This is a genomic window from Parabacteroides sp. HGS0025 (assembly GCF_000969845.1).
In the GTDB taxonomy this organism is placed as follows: Bacteria; Bacteroidota; Bacteroidia; order Bacteroidales; family Tannerellaceae; genus Parabacteroides; species Parabacteroides gordonii.
Genome location: NZ_KQ033903.1, coordinates 1,271,775 through 1,294,415 on the forward strand (window position 1 = coordinate 1,271,775; position 22,641 = coordinate 1,294,415).

The following is a 22,641-nucleotide window of genomic DNA, read 5'->3' on the forward strand; positions in this document are numbered from 1 at the left end:
GAAAGGATGAGTAGTTATTTCAATTCAAATGCTACTTTGCTGCGGATGTCGGTTGCTGATGCACCGATCAGTGTCTCGAACTGTCCCGGTTCGGCTACCCATTCGTGCTTGCCGTCGTCGAAGAAACTCAGGGCATCGGTGGCGATGGTGAAGGAGACTTGTTTCTCTTCGCCCGGTTGCAGGTAGACCTTTTGGAAACCTTTCAGTTCCTTTACGGGGCGGGGCAAGGACGATTTCTTGTCGCTGATATAAAGCTGCACGACTTCTGCACCTTCGCGGTTGCCTGTGTTCCTGACGGTCAGGGTGAAGGTGATCGGTTCGCCCTGGGCGATCGTTTTCTTGTCGGCAGTCACCTTGCCGTATTCGAAGGTGGTATAGCTCAGGCCGTGGCCGAAGCTGAAGAGCGGTTTGGCTTTCTGCTTGTCAGCCCAGCGGTAACCGACGAAGATACCTTCGTTGTATTTCTGGTCTACTATATGGCTTCCGTCGTTTCTGGGAGTACCCGGATATTCGCCCAGTTTATGCGCACCTACATCCTGCAAAGAGACAGGGAAAGTGAACGGCAGCTTGCCGGACGGATTTACGTCACCTACCAATACCGAAGCAATGGCACTGCCTGCTTCCGATCCTAGATACCATGCCTGTACGATGGCCGGAACCTCTTTCACCCACGGCATGGAGATGGCATTACCGGAGATATTAACCATAATCAGGTTCTTATTGGCCTGGGCCAGAGCTTCTATTACCTGATCCTGTCCGTAAGACAAGCCCAGTTCCTTGCGGTCTGCATCCTCGCAGTCCTGGTGTGCGCTCTTGTTCAGACCACCGATAAAGATCACATAGTCGGCTTCCCTGGCCACAGCCACGGCTTCGGCTATCAGTTCTTCCGGCGAACGGTTGTCTTCCAGATCTTGCCCGGACTTCACCCCATTGTATTCACCGCTCGGATCACCTACATAACCACGTGCATAAACGACTTCTGCCTGGTCGCCCACCCGCTTGCGGATACCATCCAGCGGGGATAGTTCGTATTTCACTTTCAGGGAAGAAGAGCCGCCGCCTACGGTCATCATCTTGATGGCATTTTCACCGATAACGGCTATTTTCTTTGCACGGCTGAGGTTGATAGGCAGTACATTATTGTTGTTCTGCAACAAGACAATACCTTCTTCACCGATTTGGCGGGCTGCGGCGAAATGGGCTTCCGAGCAGAGCGCCCCGTAAGGACGGTTTCTATCCATATTGGTGCGGTAGGCCAGGCGAAGGATACGCCTTACCTTGTCGTCGAGTTCTTTCGTCCCGACTTTACCTTCCCGGATCAATTGGAGATAGGGGTCTGCCAGGTAATAATTATCGTAGGCGTTGCTTGCCCCGTTGGATAATCCGTTAGTCCAGCTTCCGAACTCCATGTCGAGCCCGTTGGTGATCGCTTCCTGCGTATTATGAACGCCGCCCCAGTCGGAAACGACAACGCCGTCGAAGCCCCATTCGCCTTTCAGGATGTCATTCAGCAGATATTGGTTATGGCAGCCGTGCTGGTCTTTATACAGGTTATACGAGCCCATGATAGCCCAGGTCTTTCCTTCCTGGACAGCGGCTTTGAAGGCCGGCAGGTAGATTTCGTGCAGGGCGCGGTCGTCTACGATTACGTTGGTCGTGTGGCGGTTCACTTCCTGGTTATTCAGTGCGTAGTGTTTTACACAGGCGGCTACACCGTTCTGTTGAACGCCTTGTATGTAGGGAACCACCATCTTTCCGGCCAGGTAAGGGTCTTCGCCCATATATTCGAAGTTACGACCGTTCAGTGGTGAGCGGTAAATATTCACACCGGGGCCCAGCAATACCGTTTTGTTGCGGTAGCGGGCTTCTTCGCCGATATTCTTTCCGTACAGCAAAGCTATTTGAGGATTCCAGGTAGCCGCCAGGCAGGTTAGTGCCGGGAAGGCTACACAAGAGTCGTTCGTCCATCCGGCCTGTTCCCATTCATCCCATAATACTTCGGGGCGGATGCCGTGAGGGCCGTCGGTCATCCAGAACTCGGGAATGCCTAAACGGGCCACTCCCGGCGAACAGAACTTGGATTGCGCATGTGTCAGCGCCACTTTCTCTTCGAGTGTCAGGCGCGACAAGGCGTCTTCCACACGTTCTTCTATCGGTTTGCTGTTATCCAGGTAAACCGGGACTTCCTGCTGTGCCTGTGCAAAAGCGGGCAACAATAGCAGGGAACAGGCTATGTACTTGATCAGTTTCATCTTATTCGTGTATTTTTAAACTTAGTGAGCGGATATATTCTTTCTGGATGATGCAGTTCGGCAGGCGGCTGTTGCGGATGAACTCCATCAGGGCAGCCCTGGCTTCTTCCTGATCCGGACGGGCGTCGCGGATCTCCTGGTAAGTGCCGCGCGGGGCTTCGGAGAAGGCGACCACCCGTTCCCAGTTCTTCGGCGGTTTGATACCGGCGAATGCGGAGTCGTTGATCTTCTTATACGGCCAGAATGTCCAGCCGATATTGTTCTCTTGCATTGTATGGCAGAATGCGTTCATCCAGGTAGACGTGTTGTGTCCGATCTCTCCCATATACATCGGCAGGTTGACGCGGTCGCGGAAGTCGATGATCTCCTGAATAGCTGCTTTGGTGGCCTCGCCGCCGTAACGGTGGCAGGTGTACATGATCTTGTCGTCGAAGGTGGAGTCGGTGAAAGGGCGGAAATTACCGTTCCACTGGGCACCGCCCAACAGGATGATATGGTTGGTATCTACTTCGCGGATAGCGGCGGTGGCCCGTTTGTACAACGGTTCCAGTTTGCCGTTCAGCTCTTCCATATTACTGAAATAGGGGGCGATAGGCTCGTTCATCAGTTCGTAGCCCAAGATAACGGGTTCGTTCTTGTAGTAGGCGGCGATCTTTTTCCAGATGTCGCAGAACTGCTGCTGGCTGGCTTCGCTTTCGAATAGCCAGGGATACCCGTAGCTGTCGTCGATGTTATCACCGGTTTGTCCGCCCGGGGCATCATGCATGTCGAGGATCAGGTAGAGGCCTGTTTCCCGGCACCAGTTCACAACGCTGTCTATGCGGGCGAAACCGTCCTGGTTGGCGGTCAGTCCCATATAATCCTCGTCGGTGAACAGTTTATAATGGAAGGGGAGACGGATGGTGTTGGCTCCCGTCCCGGCGATGAACTGTACATCTTCACGGGTGATATAGTTGTCTTTGAATGCTTTCCAGAATTCGGCGGTGAAGTCGGGGCCTACCATTTCACAGAATAGCTGGTTGATGCGTCCTGGGGAGTTCGTCTTGCTGAAGCCGAACATATAGCCTTCCGGATTCAACCAGTTACCGAGGTTTGTCCCTTTGATAAAGAACTTCTGTCCTTTGGGAGTGATCAGGTCGGTTCCGGATATGCGGATAAAGGCTTCCGGAGGCAGGGCGGAGATTTCCGCCTCGCCCGGCCCTGTATGCTGCCGGCATCCGGTGAAGGAAACCAGCAGGAGCAGTATCGCTATATATATATTCTTTTTCATATCAGTTGTTATTTGTTGTTATTCGACGGTGAATGATGTTTGTAAACCTTCTGCACTGTTGGGGCCTACCCAAAGGTTGAACTCTCCGGGTTCGACCACTCTCTGCATGTCTATGTTCCAGAATGCCAGTTCTTCGATAGGAAGGGAGAAGGAGACTGTTTGCTTTTCCCCCTGCTTCAGGGATACGCGTTGGAACCCTTTCAGTTCTTTTACCGGGCGGGTGACAGAGCCGGTTTTATCTTGTATGTATAATTGTACGATTTCCGTGCCGTCGTACTTGCCGGTATTTGTCAGGTCGAAACTGATTTCCAGCGTACCGTTCGCAGACGGTTTATCGGTAGCCAGCCGCAGGTTATCGTATCCGAAAGTGGTATAGGATAATCCGTAACCGAAGGGAAATAAGGGATCGAAACCGGCATCCATATAGAAAGAGGTGCAACCTAAAGAGGTCTGACCTGCTTCCAACGGGATGTCGTCGATCAATGTCTCTTGGCGGGAAGCGGGGCGGCCTGTGTTCGTATGGGCATAGTAAACGGGGATCTGTCCGACCATCTTTGGGAAGGTGACGGGCGTTTTGCCACTGGGTACCGCTTTACCGAAAAGCAGGTCGGCGATGGCCGGGCCCCCCATCGTTCCCGGATGGAAAGCGTAGAGGACAGCGTCCGATTGCTTTACTTCCTGTTCGATCGTCAGCGGACGGCCTGCCATAACCACCGTCACGAGCGGTTTCCCTGTCTTTGCCAGGGCGGCTATCAGTTCGCTTTGTGCTCCCTGCAGGTGCAGGTCTGCCAGCGAGTGGGCTTCACCGGAAAGGATGGACTCTTCTCCGACACAGGCTAGTACGGCGTCGGCACGGATGGCAGCGCTGACGGCTTTGGAGATATTGGCGGTGTTTTTGTCGCGGCTGTAACCTAAAGCCGGTTCGTAGATGAATGTAACTTTGTCGCCATACATTTCTTTCAAGGCGGGTAGTAGCGTTTGGGTATGGGCTTTCTCCCCGTCGAATACCCAGGTTCCCATCTGGTCGTGGGCGGCGTCTGCTAACGGGCCTACGATTGCGATGGTGCGGATCTTATCTGTAAAAGGCAAAGTCTCCCCGTCATTCTTCAGTAAGATTACCGATTGCTCGACCGCTTCTTTGGCCTTTGCCAGATGGGTGGGGGTATATTTTACATCTTGGTCTGTGTTTACATAAGGATTGTCGAACAATCCCAGGCGAAACTTAAGGCGTAGGATGTTGCGCACCGCTTCATCGATCGCTGCTTCCGATACTTTCTTTTCTTTTACGAGTTCTTCCAGGTGGCGGATAAAGGTGCCGCTCACCATTTCCATATCGACTCCGGCGTTGACAGACTTCATGGCAGCTTCTTTTTCGTCTTTACAGAAACCGTGGGAGATCATTTCGGCTGTCGAAGCCCAGTCGGTCACAACCATGCCGTCGTAGTTCCATTCGTCGCGCAATACATCTTTCAGGATAAAGCTGTTGCCAGTTGAAGGCACACCGTCGTTATCATTAAAAGAGGTCATAAAGGTGGCACATCCGGCTTTGGCGGCTGCTTCAAACGGGGGGAAGTAGACGTTGCGTAACTGACGTTCGGGGATAAAGGTCGAATTATAATCGCGTCCCCCTTCTGCGGCTCCATAACCTACGAAGTGCTTGGCACAGGCTGCTATCGAGGTTGGATCATTCAGGGAGTCGCCCTGGAAACCTTTCACCATAGCCACGCCCATAGCGGCGCTCAGGTACGGGTCTTCGCCACAACTCTCGGCTATACGTCCCCAGCGGGGATCACGTGAAATATCGATCATCGGGGCAAATGTCCAGCGGATACCGTCGGCAGACGCTTCGATGGCTGCCACGCGGGCGCCGTCTTCCACGATCTGCGGATTGAAGGTCGCTGCTTGTCCCAAGGGGATAGGGAAAATAGTTTTATACCCATGAATAACATCGCGCGACATTAATACAGGAATGCCGAGCCGGGATTCTTCCACCGCTATTTTCTGTATCCGGTTGACAACGTCCGGATCTGTCACGTTCAGTAAAGATCCGATCTCTCCTTTACGTATCTGTTCCGCTACCTCTTCCGGGCCGCCGAACGGACTGAGCTGGTTCATCTGCCCGATCTTTTCCTGTAAAGTCATTTTACCGAGCAGTTCCTCTACCTGCCTGTCGACAGAGGCCTCCTTCCCTGATCCCGAAGGTCGGCTGCACGCCGTTAGGGAGAGCGCCAGCAGGCCTGTATAGAAAATGGTTGATCCTGATGTTTTCATGGGTATAATAGTTATTCCTGGTTATTAATACGGATTTTGTGTGATGGTTCCTTTCGATGCCTCGATTTCACTCTGTGGGATAGGAAGATACTTCTTATTCACCGTCCATTGAACGCGTTCGGGGATACCGTCTTTTACATAGCTGCCGCCTCTCTTATCCAATACTTTTCCGCCTTTGGCTTTCAGTACGTCTTCCGCTTTGTTGAAACGAACCAGGTCGAAGTAGCGTTTGCCTTCGCCTACAAATTCGCGGCGGCGTTCATTCAGGATATTATCGAGGTTGGCATCGATCGGGGCAACGCCTGCACGTTCGCGAACCTGATCCAGATAACCTTTGGCCGTTCCTGTGTCGCCGGTGCGCAGGGCCAGTTCAGCGGCATTCAGCAGTGTTTCCGCATAGCGGTAGATACGAAGGTTGTTGTCCCAGTTGAGGTCGGCATCACCAACGCAACCAGCATTGCCGCCGATGCGTCCCAGATACTTGCGCATGAAGAGTCCGGTGTTCTGGTAACGGCCTCCGTAGGTAACGGTTATGCCTTTGGCTGCATTGTCTGCGATATACTTATCCATATTCAGGATACCGATGTCACGGCGCTTATCGTTTTCTTCGTAAGCATCGTATGCCTCTTTGGCAACCGCTTCAAATCCCCAGCCTCCTACATAATCGGGACTACCGCTCAGGCCGTCGATGCCGATCATGGCGGGAACTACGGTACCTCCGGTGAAGTTGGCATCGCCCCAGGTTCTCTTACCGCCTTTGGAGATATAATTGATGTCGAAGATCGTTTCATTGTTCCATTCGAATTCAGCTTCCCACAAGTTCTCAAACGGTTGCAGGGAGTATTGGCCTGAAGAAATAACGCTCTTCATATAACCCAGCGCTTTGGCATATTTGCTTTCGTCCTGCTGGTACATAACGTATTCGGCGTATAGCATGGATGCCATTGCCTGGGTCACGCGACCGGCCCATTCTGTCGGTTGTTTCATCGGAAGCACATTGCTGTCGAGCACATCGGCCAGGTCTGCTTCTATCAGGTCGTACACTTCTTTAGCCGTTTTCTGTTCGGCTATGTAAGGGAAAGTCAGGTTTACATCGTAATAAGGAACATTACCCCACAGTTTCCACAGGACGGAATAGTACCAGGCGCGCAGCACACGGGCTTCGGCTATCAATTTCTTCTTATCCGTTTCACCCATTTCGGATGCTTCCACATCGGCGATCACCAGGTTTGAACGGTTGATACCGGAATAGCTGGTTGTCCATGCACCGGCGATCGTCTTGATCGGGTCGGACAAGTATTGTGAGATCAGATGGAGCTCGCCCTGGTCGCTGGTGCTACCGCCGCCTACATATACATCGTCGCTCATGCAATCGTACACCAGGCTTAAAGGAGCCCAACCGCTGAAATAATCGTACCATTGCAAGGGGTCGTAAGCAGCGGTAACCGCTTCCATGATACGGCTTTCCGAATTGTAATATCCGTCGATAGGTACGCTGCTGGAGGGTTCAACGGACAGGAAATCGTCTCCGCATGAGGTCGCTCCGAAGATAGCCAGAGCTGCACAGGATGTTATTATTATCTTTTTCATGTTGTCTTATCTTTTTAAATGTTAGAAATTAAGGTTTAAACCAACTGTAAACGTACGGGCTTGCGGGTAGATACCCCGGTCGATACCTGAAGATGCGTCGTAAGAGATCTCCGGATCGAAACCTTTGTAACCGGTCAGTGTCAGCAGGTTCTCAGCCGCTACATATACGCGTAGGCTGGAAATGAATGCTTTTGAAGTCAGCGTCTTAGGCAATGTATAACCCAACTGGATATTCTTCAGGCGCATATAGGAACCGTTCTTGATGTAAAGGTCTGAAACACGGTAGTTGTCGTTGTTGTTGGCCCAGGTGAAACGGGGAACGGAGTTGGATGTCCCTTCGCCGTGCCAGCGATCCATCATTTCAGATGACAGGTTCACGTAGCGCAGGTCGATACGGCGGGTGGCATCGAAAATATCGTTACCGATAGATCCTGCGATCAACATGCTGAAGTCGAAATCTTTCCAGGCAGCCTGGAAGTTAAGACCATACGTCCAGTCCGGTGTACCTTTACCGATTTTTGTGCGGTCGGTATCGCTGATCTTTCCGTCTTCATTTACATCGATGAAGATAACATCACCGGGTTCTGCATTGGGCTGAAGTTTTTCTCCCTTACTGTTTACATACGCATCGATCTGTGCCTGGTTCTGGAAGATACCGGCTGTCTTATAACCGTAGAAGAACGGGTAGACTTCACCGTTTTCCGCACGGCTGACATTTCCCAGCTGGTGAACGTTGTCCTTCATTTCGAAGCCGTCCGAGTTACCCAGGTTGATCAGTTTGTTTTTCAGGTAGCTGATATTACCGCCCACCTTGAAGCTCCAGTCGCCTGCTCCGAACTTATACCCCAGGTCTACTTCAACCCCCGAGTTTTCCATGCTACCCACGTTACCCCAGGGTTTGGATTCACCCAAATAGGAAGGTATGCTCATTTCTTTCAACATGCCGTTCGTTTTCTTCTTGAAGTAATCTGCGCTCAATGTCAAGGCATTGTCGAAGAAGCCGAAGTCGAGACCTGCGTCGTACTGTTCCGATTCTTCCCATTTCAGGTCGGCATTGGGCGTGCCCGACGGCTTGCTACCCATGATGATCTGCTGGTTTGTTCCGCCACCGAATACATAGTTGTTGCCGGTTGCCACGTTGGCAGTATATCTGAAGGCTCCGATGTTCTCGTTACCGTTCTTACCCCACGACAGGCGCAGTTTGGTACTGGTCAGCCAGTCCGGGCGTTTTTCCATAAATGATTCGTTGGTGATATTCCATCCTAAAGAGACGGAAGGGAAAGTTGCCCATTTATTATTCGGGCCGAAGTTGGAAGAACCGTCACGGCGTACAGTCATCTGTAACATATAACGTTCGTTGTAGTTGTAGCTGATACGGCCAAAATACGAAGCCAGGGTGGAAGGGTCGAACATACCGCCGTATACATCGCGTTTACCGTCGGATGCCAGTCCGGATGTGAAATCGAGGTTGGCTTTGTCTTCCATTTCCGCAATCATATCATAAGCGCTACCGCCTATCTTACGACCGGTATATTTCTTTGCCGACTGTCCCAATACGACTGCAAACGAATGGGCACCGAATGTTTTGTCGTAAGTCAGGATATTTTCAAGCTGCCAGGTGCAGCCACGGTTCATTTCCGACCACACTTTCGATTTGTCGTTGTGGCTGTTTACTGCCAGGTAATAAGCCTTGCTCCATCCGTCTTTGCCCCAGAAGGCCAGGTCGGTACCGTAAGATGTCTTGAACTTCAGGTTATCCCAAAGGGTTACTTCTGCATAGAAGTTGGCAACGAACTTATCTGAGTTGTTCGTTTCTCCCGGCAGGGAAAGATATCCCAGCGGGTTGCTGATCTCGTTGAAATCTTTGCTGGGGATAGTGACCAACCGGCCGCTTTTCTTGTCTCTTACCAGATCGCCGTATTGCTTGATCTCCTCGGCATATTGTTTGTACATAGCTGCTTCATCATCTGCATATACGCCGTCCAGTGGGGAGAGGAACATGGCATTACCCAATGCGGAACCGGTCAATGAGTTAGTCTCGATACCGGTATTCTTAATGCGGGAATAAGCGGCATTCACGCCGATAACCATTTTGTTTAACCAATTGCGCTTTTTGCTTTCATCAAACAGGGTATAAGTCGTATTGGAACGCATGGTCATACGTTTGTAGTTGGAACGGTCGTAGTCGCCACCCACAATACCTTCCTGGTTGTAATAACCCAGAGACAGGAAGTAATTGATTTTTTCCGTGGCACCGCTTACGCTTACCTGATGGTTCTGCACCGGAGCGTTGTAGTTGAAAGTCTCTTTCTGCCAGTTTGTACCTGCGCCGTACTGGGCAGGATTGTCATACATATTCCCTTCACCGGCATAGTTGCTGGCCTCGTTCATCAAAGTGGCATACTGTGTGCCGTTGAGGAGTTCGCGTTCTTTCCAGGGACGTTGCCATCCGAAAGAAAAATCGTAAGTAACCCTTACTTTTCCTTCTTTACCGCTTTTGGTAGTCACCAAAACAACGCCGTTGGCGGCACGTGCCCCGTAAACAGCTCCCGAAGCAGCATCTTTCAGCACTTCGATAGAAGCGATGTCATTCGGGTTCAGATAGTCAATACCGCCGTCGATAGCCATACCGTCAACAATATAAAGGGGGTCGGAATTGTTGATGGTACCGGTACCACGTATACGGATCTTGGCTTCTGAACCCGGCTGACCATTGGTCGTCGTTACCTGTACACCTGATGCCAGACCTTTCAGCGCATTATCCACACGAACGGGGGCTGTCGTGCTTAAATCGTCGGCCGAAACCCGGGCGATAGAGGCAGTAACCACACTCTTTTTCTGGACACCGTAACCGATAACGACTACTTCATCCAATGCCTGGTTATCTTCTTTCAGGATAATAGATAAAGGGTTATTGTTCGCCGCCTTTACTGTCTGGGCCAAATAACCTATAAAAGAGATTTCCACGATGGAGCCTTGCTCGACATCCGGAATTGAGAACATTCCATCCAGATCCGTTATCGTACCGGTAGTAGTGCCTTTTATCGCAACGTTCGCACCGGTGATCGGTTCACCCTGGGTGTCTTTTACTTGTCCGTTAACTGTAAGTTTCTGGGCAAACACTAATGTAGGAAATAACAACAGGCATAATAGAGGAATGATTCCTTTACAAAGCCTTCTTTTTGTTAAAATGCTTTTCATAAGATAAATACATTTTTTAAAGTTAACATACTAATCGTTTTTACTTTTGTTGTACATGCAAAAGTAGTGTGTGGCTTATTGGGTTCAATAGGCTGGTAAACTGGAGAAGTAAGTCGGCTGTTTTTGTATATTATTGTTACACAGCTGTGTAAGCTTTTTGCACACGTGCAAAAAGTAAGTTATTATATGGGGTAAAGGAGGGTTTGAGAGCTGTTTCAGCGCTCTATTTTTCCTAAAGATTTTACAATTTCCGCAAAATTCTCTCTGGGGACGATCGCTTTACTTCGTGTTTTCAGCCGGTTGTTGTAGACAGTCTGGGCAGAGCAGTGCAGGAACTCGGCTATCTTTACACTGTCGCTGATCCCCAGCCGCACGAGCGCATAGATACGGAGTTCGGTATTCAGTAATTCCCCTTCCTTAGGTATGATTTGCTTATCCGGTTGCAGCAAAGCGTTGAAATCGGAAACAAAGTCAGGATAGATATGCAGGAAGATAGCATCGAAATTGGCATAGAACTCTTTCAGTTCGTTAGAAGCCAGTGAAGAGGCATCTGTCATCTTTTTTACCTCTTCCACCATACCGGCTTTGATCTTCCGGTTTATGTTTTTCCTGTATTCATCGAGCTTGCTGATATAGCTGGAACAGATATTGAATACATAACCGATATATTCTTCCTTGACGTAATTTGATTCGGTCAGTTTGTTGTTGGCTTCCAGCAACTGTCCGTTCAACGACTGAAGCTGGTTGTTTGCTTCGGCCAGTTGCACATGTGCCAGTTCCAGTTCGTCCACATGATTATTCAACGCCTGATTGGCGACATTGAGTTTCTTTCGTGAATCTTTCAGCCTCTTCATTTGCAGGGCAATAAAGAAGATGGCCGCAAGCAGGACTAACGACAACATGCTGACGATAAGCAGATAACGGCGTAGATCGGCTTCCTGTTTCTTATTTCTCTGTTCGTAGGTTTTATGAATGGCATCCAGGGCAGAGGAGATACCGATCATCCGTATCCTATTCTTGTAGAGTTGTGCACAACTCAGGCAATAATTCAGGTAAGAATATCCCCGGTCTATCTCTCCCTTCTCATAGAGTATTTTCCCTAACTCTTCCAAAGATGCAATATCATGGTTGGCAGACCTTATATCGGCCATTGACGAGAGAATCAGATAACGGAGAAATTCTTCTTCCTTGTTCTCCTCTTTATATAGCTGGGCCAGGATATAAGAATTCATGGCGTCCGGACGTGAATTGAATTTGGAAGTAGCCAGTACGTGGGACAGCTGATCTCTTACCTCTGCGGCCTGAGGCGTTCCTTTGGACTGCCATCCTCTGTACCACAAATATAAAGGATGGTCGCCGGGAATATGAAAATAGACGGAGTCGCGGTATGATTTTTCCTGTATGTTGTAGAGAGCGGTCTGACTGGAGTTCTCTCCCGAGTATTGTCCGTAGTGTGAATACAGATACATCATCTGTCCGTAATAATCTGTCTTGGCATAGGAGGACAGGTTTTCTACTTTTATCTCGTTTAGCAGATCCAGTCCCTCTTTCAGAAAGCCGGTAGCGGATGATATGAATGATTGTTCTATTTTCCATTGTGCCACCCATTGGGGATTATTCAGACGTTGGGCAATATCCAGGTTTTTATGTATATAGCTCAGGGCAGAGTCACTGTCATATACCATATATTCCTCGTAAAACAGTTTGTTCATCCAGTATTGTTCTTCCTCTGTCTGAACCTTTTTCTCCATTTTCCTCAGCTCTTCGATCCGTTTCTCTTTGGCAACTACAAATGTTTCCTTTTCTACAACCAGAGAGTCAAGACTTTGCAGCATCCTTTCTATATTGTCGGACATTATTTGTCCTGTGGCATACCCTGAAAAGATAGATAAAGCGGTAATAAATAGTATTATTCTGATATACATTGTTGTCTGATTGAAGGTTTACGGGTCAAAGATAAAAAAAGAGGATGAATCTTACCTTCTTTTTAGAATTTACTTTTTCGTTAGATTATATGTGTTTTTATTGTGTTGTTCTCTTAAATACATGACAAAGATATGATGTGGATATGTGGTGAATGAACCGAATGGAACCCAGTGGGAATATGAGGGTATTTTTATTGACTTATTTAATAATACTGTTTTATATCCGCAGGTTTTCACCATAATTGATTTCATAAGCGAAAACAATTGTATTTGATTTGAAAAACAGTTGTTTTTGATCACAAATACAATTGTTTCTGTGATTGAGTTGTGCATATCAACTCAATCATTTAGTCCTACTATCGGGAAGTAAATGTGTCAAGCCGGACACTTTCTACCGAAGAACGAAGATTTTTTGTTTTGCCAGCTCCCCTTATAATTCTTTATAAAGAATATTCTTTCTATATTTAAAGAGAAAAATAAAGCCGTCAACGATGTCTAATCAAAACACCTGTTAAATATCATTTAATCAGCGAATTAAATGTACTCATCCAAAATCAAGCGCTAATATTAAAATTTGTCAACAAAACTGGTATTATGAAAGAATCGATAAATTACTTTTTCGTTAGATTGTATATATTTTTAATTGATTCGAGAATATCCAACGTTTGATCCAAATCTTCTGTTGTATGCATGGCTGTTACGCTGAAACGTAGCCTAGATAACTTCTCAGGGACAGCCGGATAACTAATCGGATTTACATATATACCTCGATCGAACAATACACGAGCAGCCTCTTTTACATTTTGTTCACTACGCACCATAACAGGAAATATTGCTGATTCTGTATTCCCGAAATCCAGGTGTAGTTGCTCAAGTCCTTTCTTAAAGTAATTGATGTTATCAAGTAGGTTGTTTCTTAATTGCGGTTCCTTATCAACGAGCTGGATCGCTTTAATGGCGGAAGCAGCCGTTTGCGGAGTGGCAGCAGCGGAGAATATATTTTGTCTTGAATAATATCTTAATAAAGTTATGATTTCTTTTCTGGCAATTGCATATCCGCCAACACATCCAAAAGACTTGCTGAATGTTCCGGTTATCATATCTACCTTATCCAATAGGTCATAATCTTCAATAATTCCTCTTCCTGTTTTTCCTAAGACACCAATTCCATGTGCATCATCCACAATTAAGTAAGCACCAAATTCCTTACAGACCGTATATATTTTATCTAACGGAGCGATATCGCCATCTTGTGAATATACACCGTCTATAATAACAAACCTATTTTTGTAATTTCCTGAATTCTTCAATACATGAATCAGGGAATCCACATTATTATGTAAAAATCTTTTCGTGTTGGTACATAAGCAACCATCAAAAACACTGGCATGTGTGAACATATCCATTATTGCAATATCCTGTTTTCCCATTAATGAGAGTAAGGTGCTTGAATTGGCTGCATATCCGGAAGTGTATGATAGAGCGTATTCGTTTTTCATGAAACGGGCGATTTCCTGCTCTAATTGCTCATGTAAAAAATTATGTCCCCCGATTAATGGACTGGCACCAGCACCGGCTCCATACTGTTCTAGTGCTTTTATACCGGCTTTTATTACTTCCGGATGGTGTGATATCCCTAGATAATCATTTGATACGTAGCTGATTACTTCTTTTTCTTTATTGGAGTAAGGATCTATCAATTTCATTCGTGCATTGGAACCTGTTAATGAGATAACACGGTAGGGCAAATGTTGGATTTGATGTCTATATGAAATATAATCATCTATTTGTTTGGCTCTGGTCAAAAGGTCTTCTCCCCGGTTCTCAAAGTCTTTTAATGTCATGTTGTCGAATTTGTTTTGCATAAGGTAAACTGTTTTTGGAATTATAACTATAAAAGGAAATAATACATTTAATGGATCTTTTTACGGATCTGGCTTAGTGTTTGAGGAGCTACTCCTATATAAGAAGCTATATATTTTAAAGGAATTTGTTGAATAAAATCTTTGCTTTTAGTCATTAGCTCTTTATATATTTCTTCACATGAAAGTCCCAATAATTGTATTTCTCGGTTAATCTTTCGTACTAAAGCATCTTCTAGAACGATTCGTGCGATTTTATTTATATTCAAGGAGGTTTCATATAAGTTGGCTAGGTCTTGCTTTTCTAGTTTCCAGATTATACAGTTAGTTAGAGCTTGAATATTTATGAGAGAGGGTTCTTTTTGCTTAAGAGAGAAATAGGAGTTCGCAAATTCTCCGGGAAACGAGAACCAAAAGGTAATTTCCTTATCAGGATCATTATGACTGGTAGTAGTCCAATAACGGAGGATCCCCTTTTCTATGAAGTAAAGATAATTCTCAAAATCGCCGATTCTGATAGAAAATTCATTTTTCTTTATTTCTTCTCGTTTAAAGTGTTCACAGAAAAAGGATTGTTCTTCCGTGGTTAGCCGTAAACCTCTGTTTAAAGAGTCGAGTGCGTTTACGGATTGTTCGATTAGTAAGGCTATATTTGTTTCCATATATTTTTTCTTTTGTTAAACAGACAGTGTCTGAGGCGTTGTCTTTTCAATGTCTCAGCACAAAATTAGAATAATGTCTGAATCGTCAAACAAAAAAAGAAAAATTTATGGGGATAGCTTGTATTTATTAATATATCTTCATTTTATAGGAAGGCTTTTACCTATATGTTATTGATTCCAGATTGTATTCACTTTTCTTATGTAATGTAGTGATTGATTCTCTATATGATCCATAAAAAAATCGATGGTTAACATAAAGTTGTCATTATCAATCTTTTGGAGTTAAAATGAACTCTGAATATATTTCTATATCTTCTCTTTCTAAACCATTTGATTTTCGAATCGTAATAGTTTTGTAAACACGATATTTTCCGGGAAGGTAACAATGTTGTTGTGGATATAAATTAATTATATCACCAATTTCGCTTCTGGGAAGTAAACGATGTGCAACGCTCTCTATATCGAAGCTCAGAATTATCTTTTCCCATTTCCCTCTATTTAAAAAAAATATAGAATAATCATCATCAGTTAGTGCTACACTGTTTGATTCCATTTCCAAATTATGATTTATAATCTTTATAGGAATCGTTTCAACTGATAATTCATATTCTTTAGAATACATTCTCAACTCAAAGCCTCTTTCATTTGTATTTGTACTCATATTTTCATCATGATAATTATTTGAAAGGCTTTGTTCTGAGATAGTCGCCTCTTTTTTTTTATTTGGTTTGGGTTTAACACATCCCCAAAGAAGACAAATAGAAAATAAATAATATATAATATTCATATCAATAAATTATTAAGCCCGCTTGTATAGCGGGCCTTTATGTTAATATCTAAAGATACCTAATTTTTGATTAATCAAATCAGCTTTACAAAAATGAGCCGTTTTACCATCTGTACTGGCTCCCTGGTGTATTCCTAATGTATATCGATATCCAGTACTTGATACATAGGAATAAACAATTGCGCCACTATCTCCTTTATCACTATCATAAGTTGCATCAGTAATATTAGTATAAGAATAACCCGATTTATATGTCACGGAAGCCCTTGTATTTGTTATCACACCATAACTTTGAGTAATCTGACCATGCATATTAACAACCGTACCTTTCCCAGGCTGATCCGTTTGCGTTGAAAGTATCATTGATTTATTCCCTCCAATATAGTTCGTTGGTTGATAGTTTGAATCAGTTATTGGACACCAAGCAGCATCGACTTCTCCTCCACGATTTCGTTTAGTACATTGTGCAAAAACTTTCCCATTCATTAGTAAGTCATTATATTGTTCTATACCATGAGCAGCAGTAACAACACCTTCATAATAGTTATTAGCAGCACGATAACCGATTGAAAGTTCATCTGTTGGTGAATACACATAAGCACCTGGATCAACATTTACATTAGCATGTTCTTCATGATCTCCTGTTGACTTCTTAAATACTATAGCAGGAGAATTTGATACATGTTTTTTGAATTCTTTTATTGCATCATCACTAAAGTCCTCTAAAGCGACAACTACACGATTTTGGTCATCTTGGATAGCCCACCAGTTAAAGTTTGTACAATACTGTTTATTGGCTTCGTTTAACTTAAAGGCATCAATAGTATCCATAACAGCATTTAATAAATTGAAAGAATAATCAGCCGGTATTGTGATTATTTCATTATTAGATGTAATGTTAGTCAACTTTGACTTGCCTTTATGAATATCCCCCAAAACAAAAATTACCAGCTTTCCATCCTCGTTAATATAAGAACCACCATAATAGTTGGGGTATTCTCCAGAGGCCACAGACCTGGTTTTTGTTTGTCCAAAAGAAATCAACATTTCTCGATAAGAATCTACTGCTTCTTTTTGATTATCAATACTTTTTTCTACAAAAGAGGTATTCGATTTAGTCATTGCCCCGTCAACTACTGAAGAATCCTTTAGATCTTCTTCATTACATGCTGTAAAAATGGCAATAGCCATTAATAGCCAGGAATTTAATAATTTGTACTTCATATTACTATTTGTTTAATTTATGATATTGCAAAGAAATATGCAATCAGATTAAATTCCAATGAATGATTCTTAGTTTAGCATCTTCCTAAATGAATATATATTAATAAACATAAAATTTCCCCACTTTACTACTAAATGGATCTGTTTTTTATGTGTTATAGCTCCATCACCACCTCTATACTATTTTTCCTGTCCGGAAACATTTTGAAACAAACCTGTATCCTTCTGAAGTTTCATTTTCCACGATCTTTCCCTGCTGGGGAACCGGAATTGCATCCTTATTATGGCGATGTCTTTGTTGGCCAGGTATTCCTGCACTTTGAGGTATGTTTCCTGTGCTATGTCGGGGGCGATGTTATGGAGCACCGATATCTCGGGATGTGGCATCAACATGTTAAAATATGCAGAGCGATATTCTAATGAAATCGCCAAATTTGAAATATGACAGAACTCGTATAAGAAAACAGAGCTTCGTTTCTCAGCAAGGCATAAAAAACTATTTTCTAATGGTAAGCCATAAACCTCATTAATATAGATTCATTTTGCAGGGAGTAAAGATGGAATATTAATGTGCTATTATAGGAACAACACTTGGATCATCTTTTATAAAGACAATGCATTTGTCATCTAAAATATTATTCTTAAAGATATTTATAATAGTATCATTACATTCTTTTATTCTTACAGATATATGATTATCTTCAAGATTAAGCATGTGACTAACTATCTTGGTACTATCTATAATAGAACTGTTCTTTTTGTCTTGAAGAAATTTGGTTAATATACTATCCACCTTTGTCAGGTGGTTATACGAAAAATTACATGATTTGATAGAAAAGTCTGTACTATTAAGAATTTTGGTCATTTCTTTTTTCCCTTTCAATGTATCTCCTACAATATAGATTATGAGATTATAATCATCATCAGTAAAATTTCCACCATAGAAATCTGGGAATTCTCCTTTTTCTACGTAATAATTTCTTATTTTTAATATTCTTTCTCTATATGTTGCCAATGATATTGTTTTGGGCCAATATTCAGGTTTAAGGGGATAAGCTTCACCTTTTGACTTGTTTCTTTGCTCCAAAATCTTTTTCTGAGCCAAATCCGGATTTGAGTTAATAGAACTATCCTTTTCAAAACCTGTGCAGTTGCAAAGAAATAATAATATAGTCAATGTAGTGAAAACATGTTTCATACTTTGTATATATGTGAATGATAATAATATGTAGTGAGATTTCTTTCACTATCTTTCTAAATCACCTGAATATCTCTACATATTTTTTTAAGATATAGATCCGGCCACGTTTACCTCCTGTAATCTCTTTTAGAACATCAAGTTTTTCCAGTTCTTCAATAAGTTTGTAAGATGGTGCCTGACTTATACCTGTTATAGATGAAACCTGAGCTGCATCTATAATCGGTTTTTTGTACAGTTCGGTTATTACTTTTAAAGCGTTGGCAGATCTTCTTTAGACATGAGTGCTTCTTCCATATTTGTTTGAGTACCTTCTATCTTAGAAGATTGAGTTGCCTCTTTCATTATATGCATGCTAATGAAAAGATCGATATTAGGTATATGCTCTGAGTACATGTCCAGTCTGCCAAGCATTCTGTCAGCTTTGCTTAACAATGTTACTATTTCCATGTTTTCAATTACCCAGGGGTGATTAATTAAGTTCGGCTGAAAACTTTTGTAGTAACCTTGATTTATGTAAGTGCCTGATTTAAAGTTTTTCATGGTGATATTGGAGGGATAAACCAATTTTAGAATTTAACATTTAATTAAAATAAGCAGAGCAATATTCCAATATAATCGCCAAATTTAAAATAGGACAGAACTCGTATGAGATATGCTCTTATTTTAAATTTGGCGTAGATGTTATTTAGTCTTACGGCTCCATCACAACCTCGATACTATTCTCCTGACCAAGCAGCTTTTTGGTAAAAGCCTGTATTTTAGCCGGAGTAATACCATTCAGCGTTTCGACATACTTTGTTGCGCCGTCGAAGCCTTTGTAGTAATAATTATCCAGTGTATTCAGCCAGTAACTGTTTTCCTGTTGGTTTTCTGCATGACGTTTCAGGATATTGTCCTGCGTCTTTTTGAAATCTTCGGGACGCGGGCCGATATCGGAGATACGTTTCAGTTCGTTGCGGACGATTGTGTTCATCTGTTCCCGTTTATCCGGATCAGTATCGAAGTAAGCCTGCAGGAATGTTTGTCCCTCGGGGAAAGTGGAGATACGTGCGGAAGTCTGTACACCGTATGTTCCGCCCTCTTCCTCGCGTACCTTTTCCATATAAACAAGGTCAAGCACCTGCTTCAACATGGTTGCCGTAAGGATATTTTCCAGGTTGTAATCCATCTGTCCGGAATAGAAGTTTACGACAGAAGCTTTCGGGGTTTCCATCTGGCGTTTGAAACGGTTCACGTATTCGCCTTTACGGATGGGTGGGACTTCTTTTACATTTCCTTTTTCAATTTTACCGTTGGCCGGTAAGGTTGCCAGGTATTGTTCTACCAACGGACGGATGCTATCGGTATCGATATTACCTACGAAAGTGAAGACGAAGCCGGAAGCATCACCGAAACGCTCTTTATACATTTCCATGATACGCGGGTAACTTATGTTTTTGAAATCAGCCGGCTCGATACGCATGGCGCGTGGGTTGTTATTGTAAATAGCCTTGGTCAGCGAGTCGCTGAAAGCCACCATCGGGTTCAGTTCCACGTTTTTCAGCTGGGCGATCATACGGTTCTCGAACGATGCGTATGCCTCTTCGTCCATTCTTGGAGCGGTGAAATAGAGATAGATCAGTTCGAACAACGTTTTCAGGTCAGAAGGTGTGGAAGAACCGTTCATATTTTCACTATCCATTCCCAGTGATGGAGAACAGGACACTTTCTTTCCGGCCAGGAGTTTGTTCAGGTCGGTTGACGAGAAGTTTCCCAGGCCGCCCAGATCGATGACCTCGTTGAATATTTTCAAGTTATCGATGTCCTTATTGCCGAACAGCGTGCTTCCACCTGGGCTGGTTGCCGTCATAACGATTTCATCCTTTTTGAAGTCGGTATGTTTCAATACCACTTTGATGCCGTTGCTTAAAGTCAATACGGTTGCACCGAACAGCGGATCTTCTTTACTCTCCGTAATCTTGCCGGGAGTAGGCAGTTCAGAGATCAGCGGTTCGTTGGAAAGAGTTTCCTTATAGGGTTCGACAGGGATACGTTGCGCTTTCATAAAGTCGCGAAGCAATTCCTCGTCAGTAGGATAGGTGATGCTCTCTTTTTCAGGCCCGGTCAAGCTGATAACGATATTCTTTTCGCCGATCATATCCTGAATATATTTGTTGACCTGTTCCACCGGAACCGCCTGGGCGATCTGCCCGATCAGTGCATATTCGGTTTCGATCCCCGGGATATATCCGCCTTCTGTGAAATGGCGCACATACTCATTGGTAAAGGCACTGTTGCGTTGTTTATCGCGGTCGTTATAAATAGACTCGTACTGTTTCAGCACATTGATACGGGCACGGTCGTATTCCGAAGGTGTGAAACCGAAACGTTTTACACGCTCTGTCTCTGTCACCAATGCATTCATCGCTGAGTCCACTTCGTTTTCCTTCACCAGTGCGGCAACCGACCAGGCACCTTTCGTCTTCGAGATCATATAATCGCCGTCTGAAGCCTGGGCTGCAACGAACGGGGGATTGGCTTTCTGTACCATTTCGTTGAAACGTTCGTTCATCATTGTGGCGGCTACGCTCTGGATATAATCTTTTACCACGCCGGCAATCGTTCCGTACATATCCTGCGGCATCTTCTCATGTTTGTAGAAGATGGATAAGATGGTGTTTGATGCTTCCTTATCCGTTGCAATGGAGATCAGCGGCATATCGTTGTCCGCTACTTCGAACATTTTACGCGGAGCCGGGTTTACCGGAGCCGGAATATCAGCAAATATTTTCTTTACGGCGGCTTCTACCCGGTCGACATTAATATCTCCTACAATAATGATGGCCTGCAGATCCGGACGGTACCATTTATGATAATAATCGCGTAGTTCATCCGGTTTGAAGTTGTTGATCACATCGATCGTTCCGATCGGCATCCGATGGGCATAACGGCTGTCCGGATACATTTTCGGCAATTGTTGTTCCCAGAGACGAGCCTGTGCATCCTGTCGTGTACGCCATTCTTCGCGGATCACGCCGCGTTCCTTCTCGATCGCAGAGTCGGCCAGCGTAATGAAGTTCGACCAGTCGTGCAGGATCAGCAGGCAGGAATCGACTACGCTTTCACGGGTTACCGGTGCATTCATAATCATATATACCGTTTCATCGAAACTGGTATAAGCATTGAAGTTTTCACCGCCACGCATACCTACACTTTCGGTAAATTCATCCATCCCTTTATCGGGGAAGTTTTTCGATCCGTTAAAGGCCATGTGTTCCAGGAAGTGAGCCAGTCCGCGCTGGTTTTCTTCTTCCAGCATGGAACCTACATTCTGGGCGATATAGAAGTCCGCCCGTTCTTTCGGCAGTTCGTTGTGACGGATATAATACGTTAATCCGTTGGGTAACTTACCATAACGAACCTGCGGATCGATAGGCAGTGGTTGCAGTTCCTGCTGTTGTGCTGCCAGCTGGAAAAGGCTGAAGAAGGTCAGCAGGAAAAGACAGAGGAGTCGTTGTTGTCTCATTTGTGTATTTATTTATTGTTATCCGATAATACATATATAACATGTGTACCGCCCCCTATCCTGGAAAGAATGTCTTTCTCTATAAATAATTTCAAATCGGCAGTAGCACGATAACGCGAACAGTCGTTCAGGCTGGCATAATCAAGAGTTGTAATTCGTTTGTTTCGTGACAAAAAATCCAACATTCGTTTTTCGCGTTCTTCTAACGTTAATTTTTTAGGAGCTTTGACATGTTCAAGTTCCGTATATTTTAATTCATCTTTTAGTTTTTCGGAGCAACGGAAATTTACGCCGTCCACTATAACCGTCATATTCTTTCCATCGCCCGATGGCCGCGTACGCAGTGATGGCGAAAAATGTCCCAGTTCTTCCAGTTCCACATGCTGTCCGCTTTTTAGAGAGAGGCTGATTGCCCAGACAAAAGAGTCGAGCACTGCTTTCACATCAGCAGAAGATATAGTCGATCGGGCACAAATCATTTTGCACATATAATCCATTTTCACTGTGCCGCTTGATACAGCCCGTGCGTGGGTGTGTTTTTCTCCCTTCCGGCCTTTCGGCTGGGGCGTCTGGTGGACTTTAAATTTGATTCCCATTTTTGTTTTCTACTAATGTGTTTATAAAAAGAATGTGATGTCTATCCATTTTCCTGCTGACGGAATTGCCTGTTGATAATTGTCGGCAAGCCTTTCGATAATTATAAACAAGCTTGCGGATAATTGTGAGCAGGCTTGCAGATAATTATCAATAGAAAAAAGGATAGAAACAAATATACAACACAATAGAAGGAATTGTCCCCGGGATAGGGATAATTATGATATATTTATTATTCTGATGTTTTGATCTGGAATATCATTTTGTTATTTTGACCGAATGTTTGACAGATGTGTT

15 protein-coding genes are annotated in these 22,641 nt (G+C 44.4%); all 15 read right to left on the reverse strand.

Features of this window, described 5'->3' with window-relative positions:
- Positions 1 to 14: 14 nt before the first annotated feature.
- The 15 genes from HMPREF1212_RS21785 to HMPREF1212_RS21855 all read right to left on the reverse strand — a co-directional run bounded on the left by HMPREF1212_RS21785 (position 15) and on the right by HMPREF1212_RS21855 (position 22,346).
- On the reverse strand, positions 15 to 2,252 hold the full coding sequence (locus HMPREF1212_RS21785; protein ID WP_046151068.1) for a glycoside hydrolase family 3 C-terminal domain-containing protein: 2,238 nt from the start codon (positions 2,250 to 2,252) through the stop codon (positions 15 to 17).
- A 1-nt stretch (position 2,253) separates the two neighbouring features.
- Positions 2,254 to 3,522: a glycoside hydrolase family 5 protein gene (locus HMPREF1212_RS21790; RefSeq protein ID WP_046151069.1), complete on the reverse strand. Its 1,269-nt coding sequence runs from the start codon at positions 3,520 to 3,522 to the stop codon at positions 2,254 to 2,256.
- Between the two features lie 18 nt (positions 3,523 to 3,540).
- Positions 3,541 to 5,793: a beta-glucosidase BglX gene (gene bglX / locus HMPREF1212_RS21795; protein ID WP_046151070.1), complete on the reverse strand. Its 2,253-nt coding sequence runs from the start codon at positions 5,791 to 5,793 to the stop codon at positions 3,541 to 3,543.
- 24 nt (positions 5,794 to 5,817) lie between these two features.
- Complete coding sequence (locus HMPREF1212_RS21800; protein WP_046151071.1) at positions 5,818 to 7,383, reverse strand: RagB/SusD family nutrient uptake outer membrane protein; 1,566 nt, start codon at positions 7,381 to 7,383, stop codon at positions 5,818 to 5,820.
- Positions 7,384 to 7,404: 21 nt separating this feature from the next.
- Positions 7,405 to 10,584 carry a SusC/RagA family TonB-linked outer membrane protein gene (locus tag HMPREF1212_RS21805; protein ID WP_046151072.1) on the reverse strand — a complete coding sequence of 1,060 codons (3,180 nt, stop codon included), beginning with the start codon at positions 10,582 to 10,584 and terminating at the stop codon, positions 7,405 to 7,407.
- Positions 10,585 to 10,799: 215 nt separating this feature from the next.
- Complete coding sequence (locus HMPREF1212_RS21810; RefSeq protein WP_052725080.1) at positions 10,800 to 12,509, reverse strand: DUF6377 domain-containing protein; 1,710 nt, start codon at positions 12,507 to 12,509, stop codon at positions 10,800 to 10,802.
- Positions 12,510 to 13,120: 611 nt separating this feature from the next.
- The gene (locus HMPREF1212_RS21815) at positions 13,121 to 14,374 is read right to left on the reverse strand and encodes an aminotransferase class I/II-fold pyridoxal phosphate-dependent enzyme (RefSeq protein WP_046151073.1); all 1,254 of its coding nucleotides are present in this window, start codon (positions 14,372 to 14,374) and stop codon (positions 13,121 to 13,123) included.
- Positions 14,375 to 14,421: 47 nt separating this feature from the next.
- On the reverse strand, positions 14,422 to 15,033 hold the full coding sequence (locus HMPREF1212_RS21820) for a Crp/Fnr family transcriptional regulator (RefSeq protein ID WP_046151074.1): 612 nt from the start codon (positions 15,031 to 15,033) through the stop codon (positions 14,422 to 14,424).
- 268 nt (positions 15,034 to 15,301) lie between these two features.
- Entirely contained in the window at positions 15,302 to 15,820 is a 519-nt protein-coding gene (locus HMPREF1212_RS21825; protein ID WP_046151075.1) for an immunoglobulin-like domain-containing protein, read from the reverse strand.
- Positions 15,821 to 15,862: 42 nt separating this feature from the next.
- Positions 15,863 to 17,044 (reverse strand): chymotrypsin family serine protease, encoded by a 1,182-nt coding sequence (locus tag HMPREF1212_RS21830; protein ID WP_046151076.1) that lies wholly within the window; start codon positions 17,042 to 17,044, stop codon positions 15,863 to 15,865.
- A gap of 180 nt (positions 17,045 to 17,224) precedes the next feature.
- Entirely contained in the window at positions 17,225 to 17,431 is a 207-nt protein-coding gene (locus HMPREF1212_RS21835; RefSeq protein WP_157317102.1) for a hypothetical protein, read from the reverse strand.
- A gap of 178 nt (positions 17,432 to 17,609) precedes the next feature.
- Complete coding sequence (locus HMPREF1212_RS21840; protein WP_046151078.1) at positions 17,610 to 18,242, reverse strand: hypothetical protein; 633 nt, start codon at positions 18,240 to 18,242, stop codon at positions 17,610 to 17,612.
- A gap of 252 nt (positions 18,243 to 18,494) precedes the next feature.
- Entirely contained in the window at positions 18,495 to 18,785 is a 291-nt protein-coding gene (locus tag HMPREF1212_RS27420; protein ID WP_052725081.1) for a Fic/DOC family N-terminal domain-containing protein, read from the reverse strand.
- Positions 18,786 to 18,936: 151 nt separating this feature from the next.
- Positions 18,937 to 21,750 (reverse strand): M16 family metallopeptidase, encoded by a 2,814-nt coding sequence (locus HMPREF1212_RS21850; protein WP_046151079.1) that lies wholly within the window; start codon positions 21,748 to 21,750, stop codon positions 18,937 to 18,939.
- 8 nt (positions 21,751 to 21,758) lie between these two features.
- Entirely contained in the window at positions 21,759 to 22,346 is a 588-nt protein-coding gene (locus HMPREF1212_RS21855) for an HU family DNA-binding protein (protein WP_046151080.1), read from the reverse strand.
- Positions 22,347 to 22,641 lie beyond the last annotated feature (295 nt).

Excerpts from the sequence above, each read along its gene's own strand:
- bglX (WP_046151070.1), bottom strand. The coding sequence starts at position 5,793 with ATGAAAACATCAGGATCAACCATTTTCTATACAGGCCTGCTGGCGCTC.
- HMPREF1212_RS21840 (WP_046151078.1), bottom strand. The coding sequence starts at position 18,242 with ATGAAACATGTTTTCACTACATTGACTATATTATTATTTCTTTGCAAC.
- HMPREF1212_RS21805 (WP_046151072.1), bottom strand. The coding sequence starts at position 10,584 with ATGAAAAGCATTTTAACAAAAAGAAGGCTTTGTAAAGGAATCATTCCT.
- HMPREF1212_RS21855 (WP_046151080.1), bottom strand. The coding sequence starts at position 22,346 with ATGGGAATCAAATTTAAAGTCCACCAGACGCCCCAGCCGAAAGGCCGG.
- HMPREF1212_RS21785 (WP_046151068.1), bottom strand. The coding sequence starts at position 2,252 with ATGAAACTGATCAAGTACATAGCCTGTTCCCTGCTATTGTTGCCCGCT.
- HMPREF1212_RS21835 (WP_157317102.1), bottom strand. The coding sequence starts at position 17,431 with ATGCCACATCCCGAGATATCGGTGCTCCATAACATCGCCCCCGACATA.
- HMPREF1212_RS27420 (WP_052725081.1), bottom strand. The coding sequence starts at position 18,785 with ATGAAAAACTTTAAATCAGGCACTTACATAAATCAAGGTTACTACAAA.
- HMPREF1212_RS21830 (WP_046151076.1), bottom strand. The coding sequence starts at position 17,044 with ATGAAGTACAAATTATTAAATTCCTGGCTATTAATGGCTATTGCCATT.
- HMPREF1212_RS21810 (WP_052725080.1), bottom strand. The coding sequence starts at position 12,509 with ATGTATATCAGAATAATACTATTTATTACCGCTTTATCTATCTTTTCA.
- HMPREF1212_RS21820 (WP_046151074.1), bottom strand. The coding sequence starts at position 15,033 with ATGGAAACAAATATAGCCTTACTAATCGAACAATCCGTAAACGCACTC.
- HMPREF1212_RS21790 (WP_046151069.1), bottom strand. The coding sequence starts at position 3,522 with ATGAAAAAGAATATATATATAGCGATACTGCTCCTGCTGGTTTCCTTC.
- HMPREF1212_RS21850 (WP_046151079.1), bottom strand. The coding sequence starts at position 21,750 with ATGAGACAACAACGACTCCTCTGTCTTTTCCTGCTGACCTTCTTCAGC.
- HMPREF1212_RS21815 (WP_046151073.1), bottom strand. The coding sequence starts at position 14,374 with ATGCAAAACAAATTCGACAACATGACATTAAAAGACTTTGAGAACCGG.
- HMPREF1212_RS21825 (WP_046151075.1), bottom strand. The coding sequence starts at position 15,820 with ATGAATATTATATATTATTTATTTTCTATTTGTCTTCTTTGGGGATGT.
- HMPREF1212_RS21800 (WP_046151071.1), bottom strand. The coding sequence starts at position 7,383 with ATGAAAAAGATAATAATAACATCCTGTGCAGCTCTGGCTATCTTCGGA.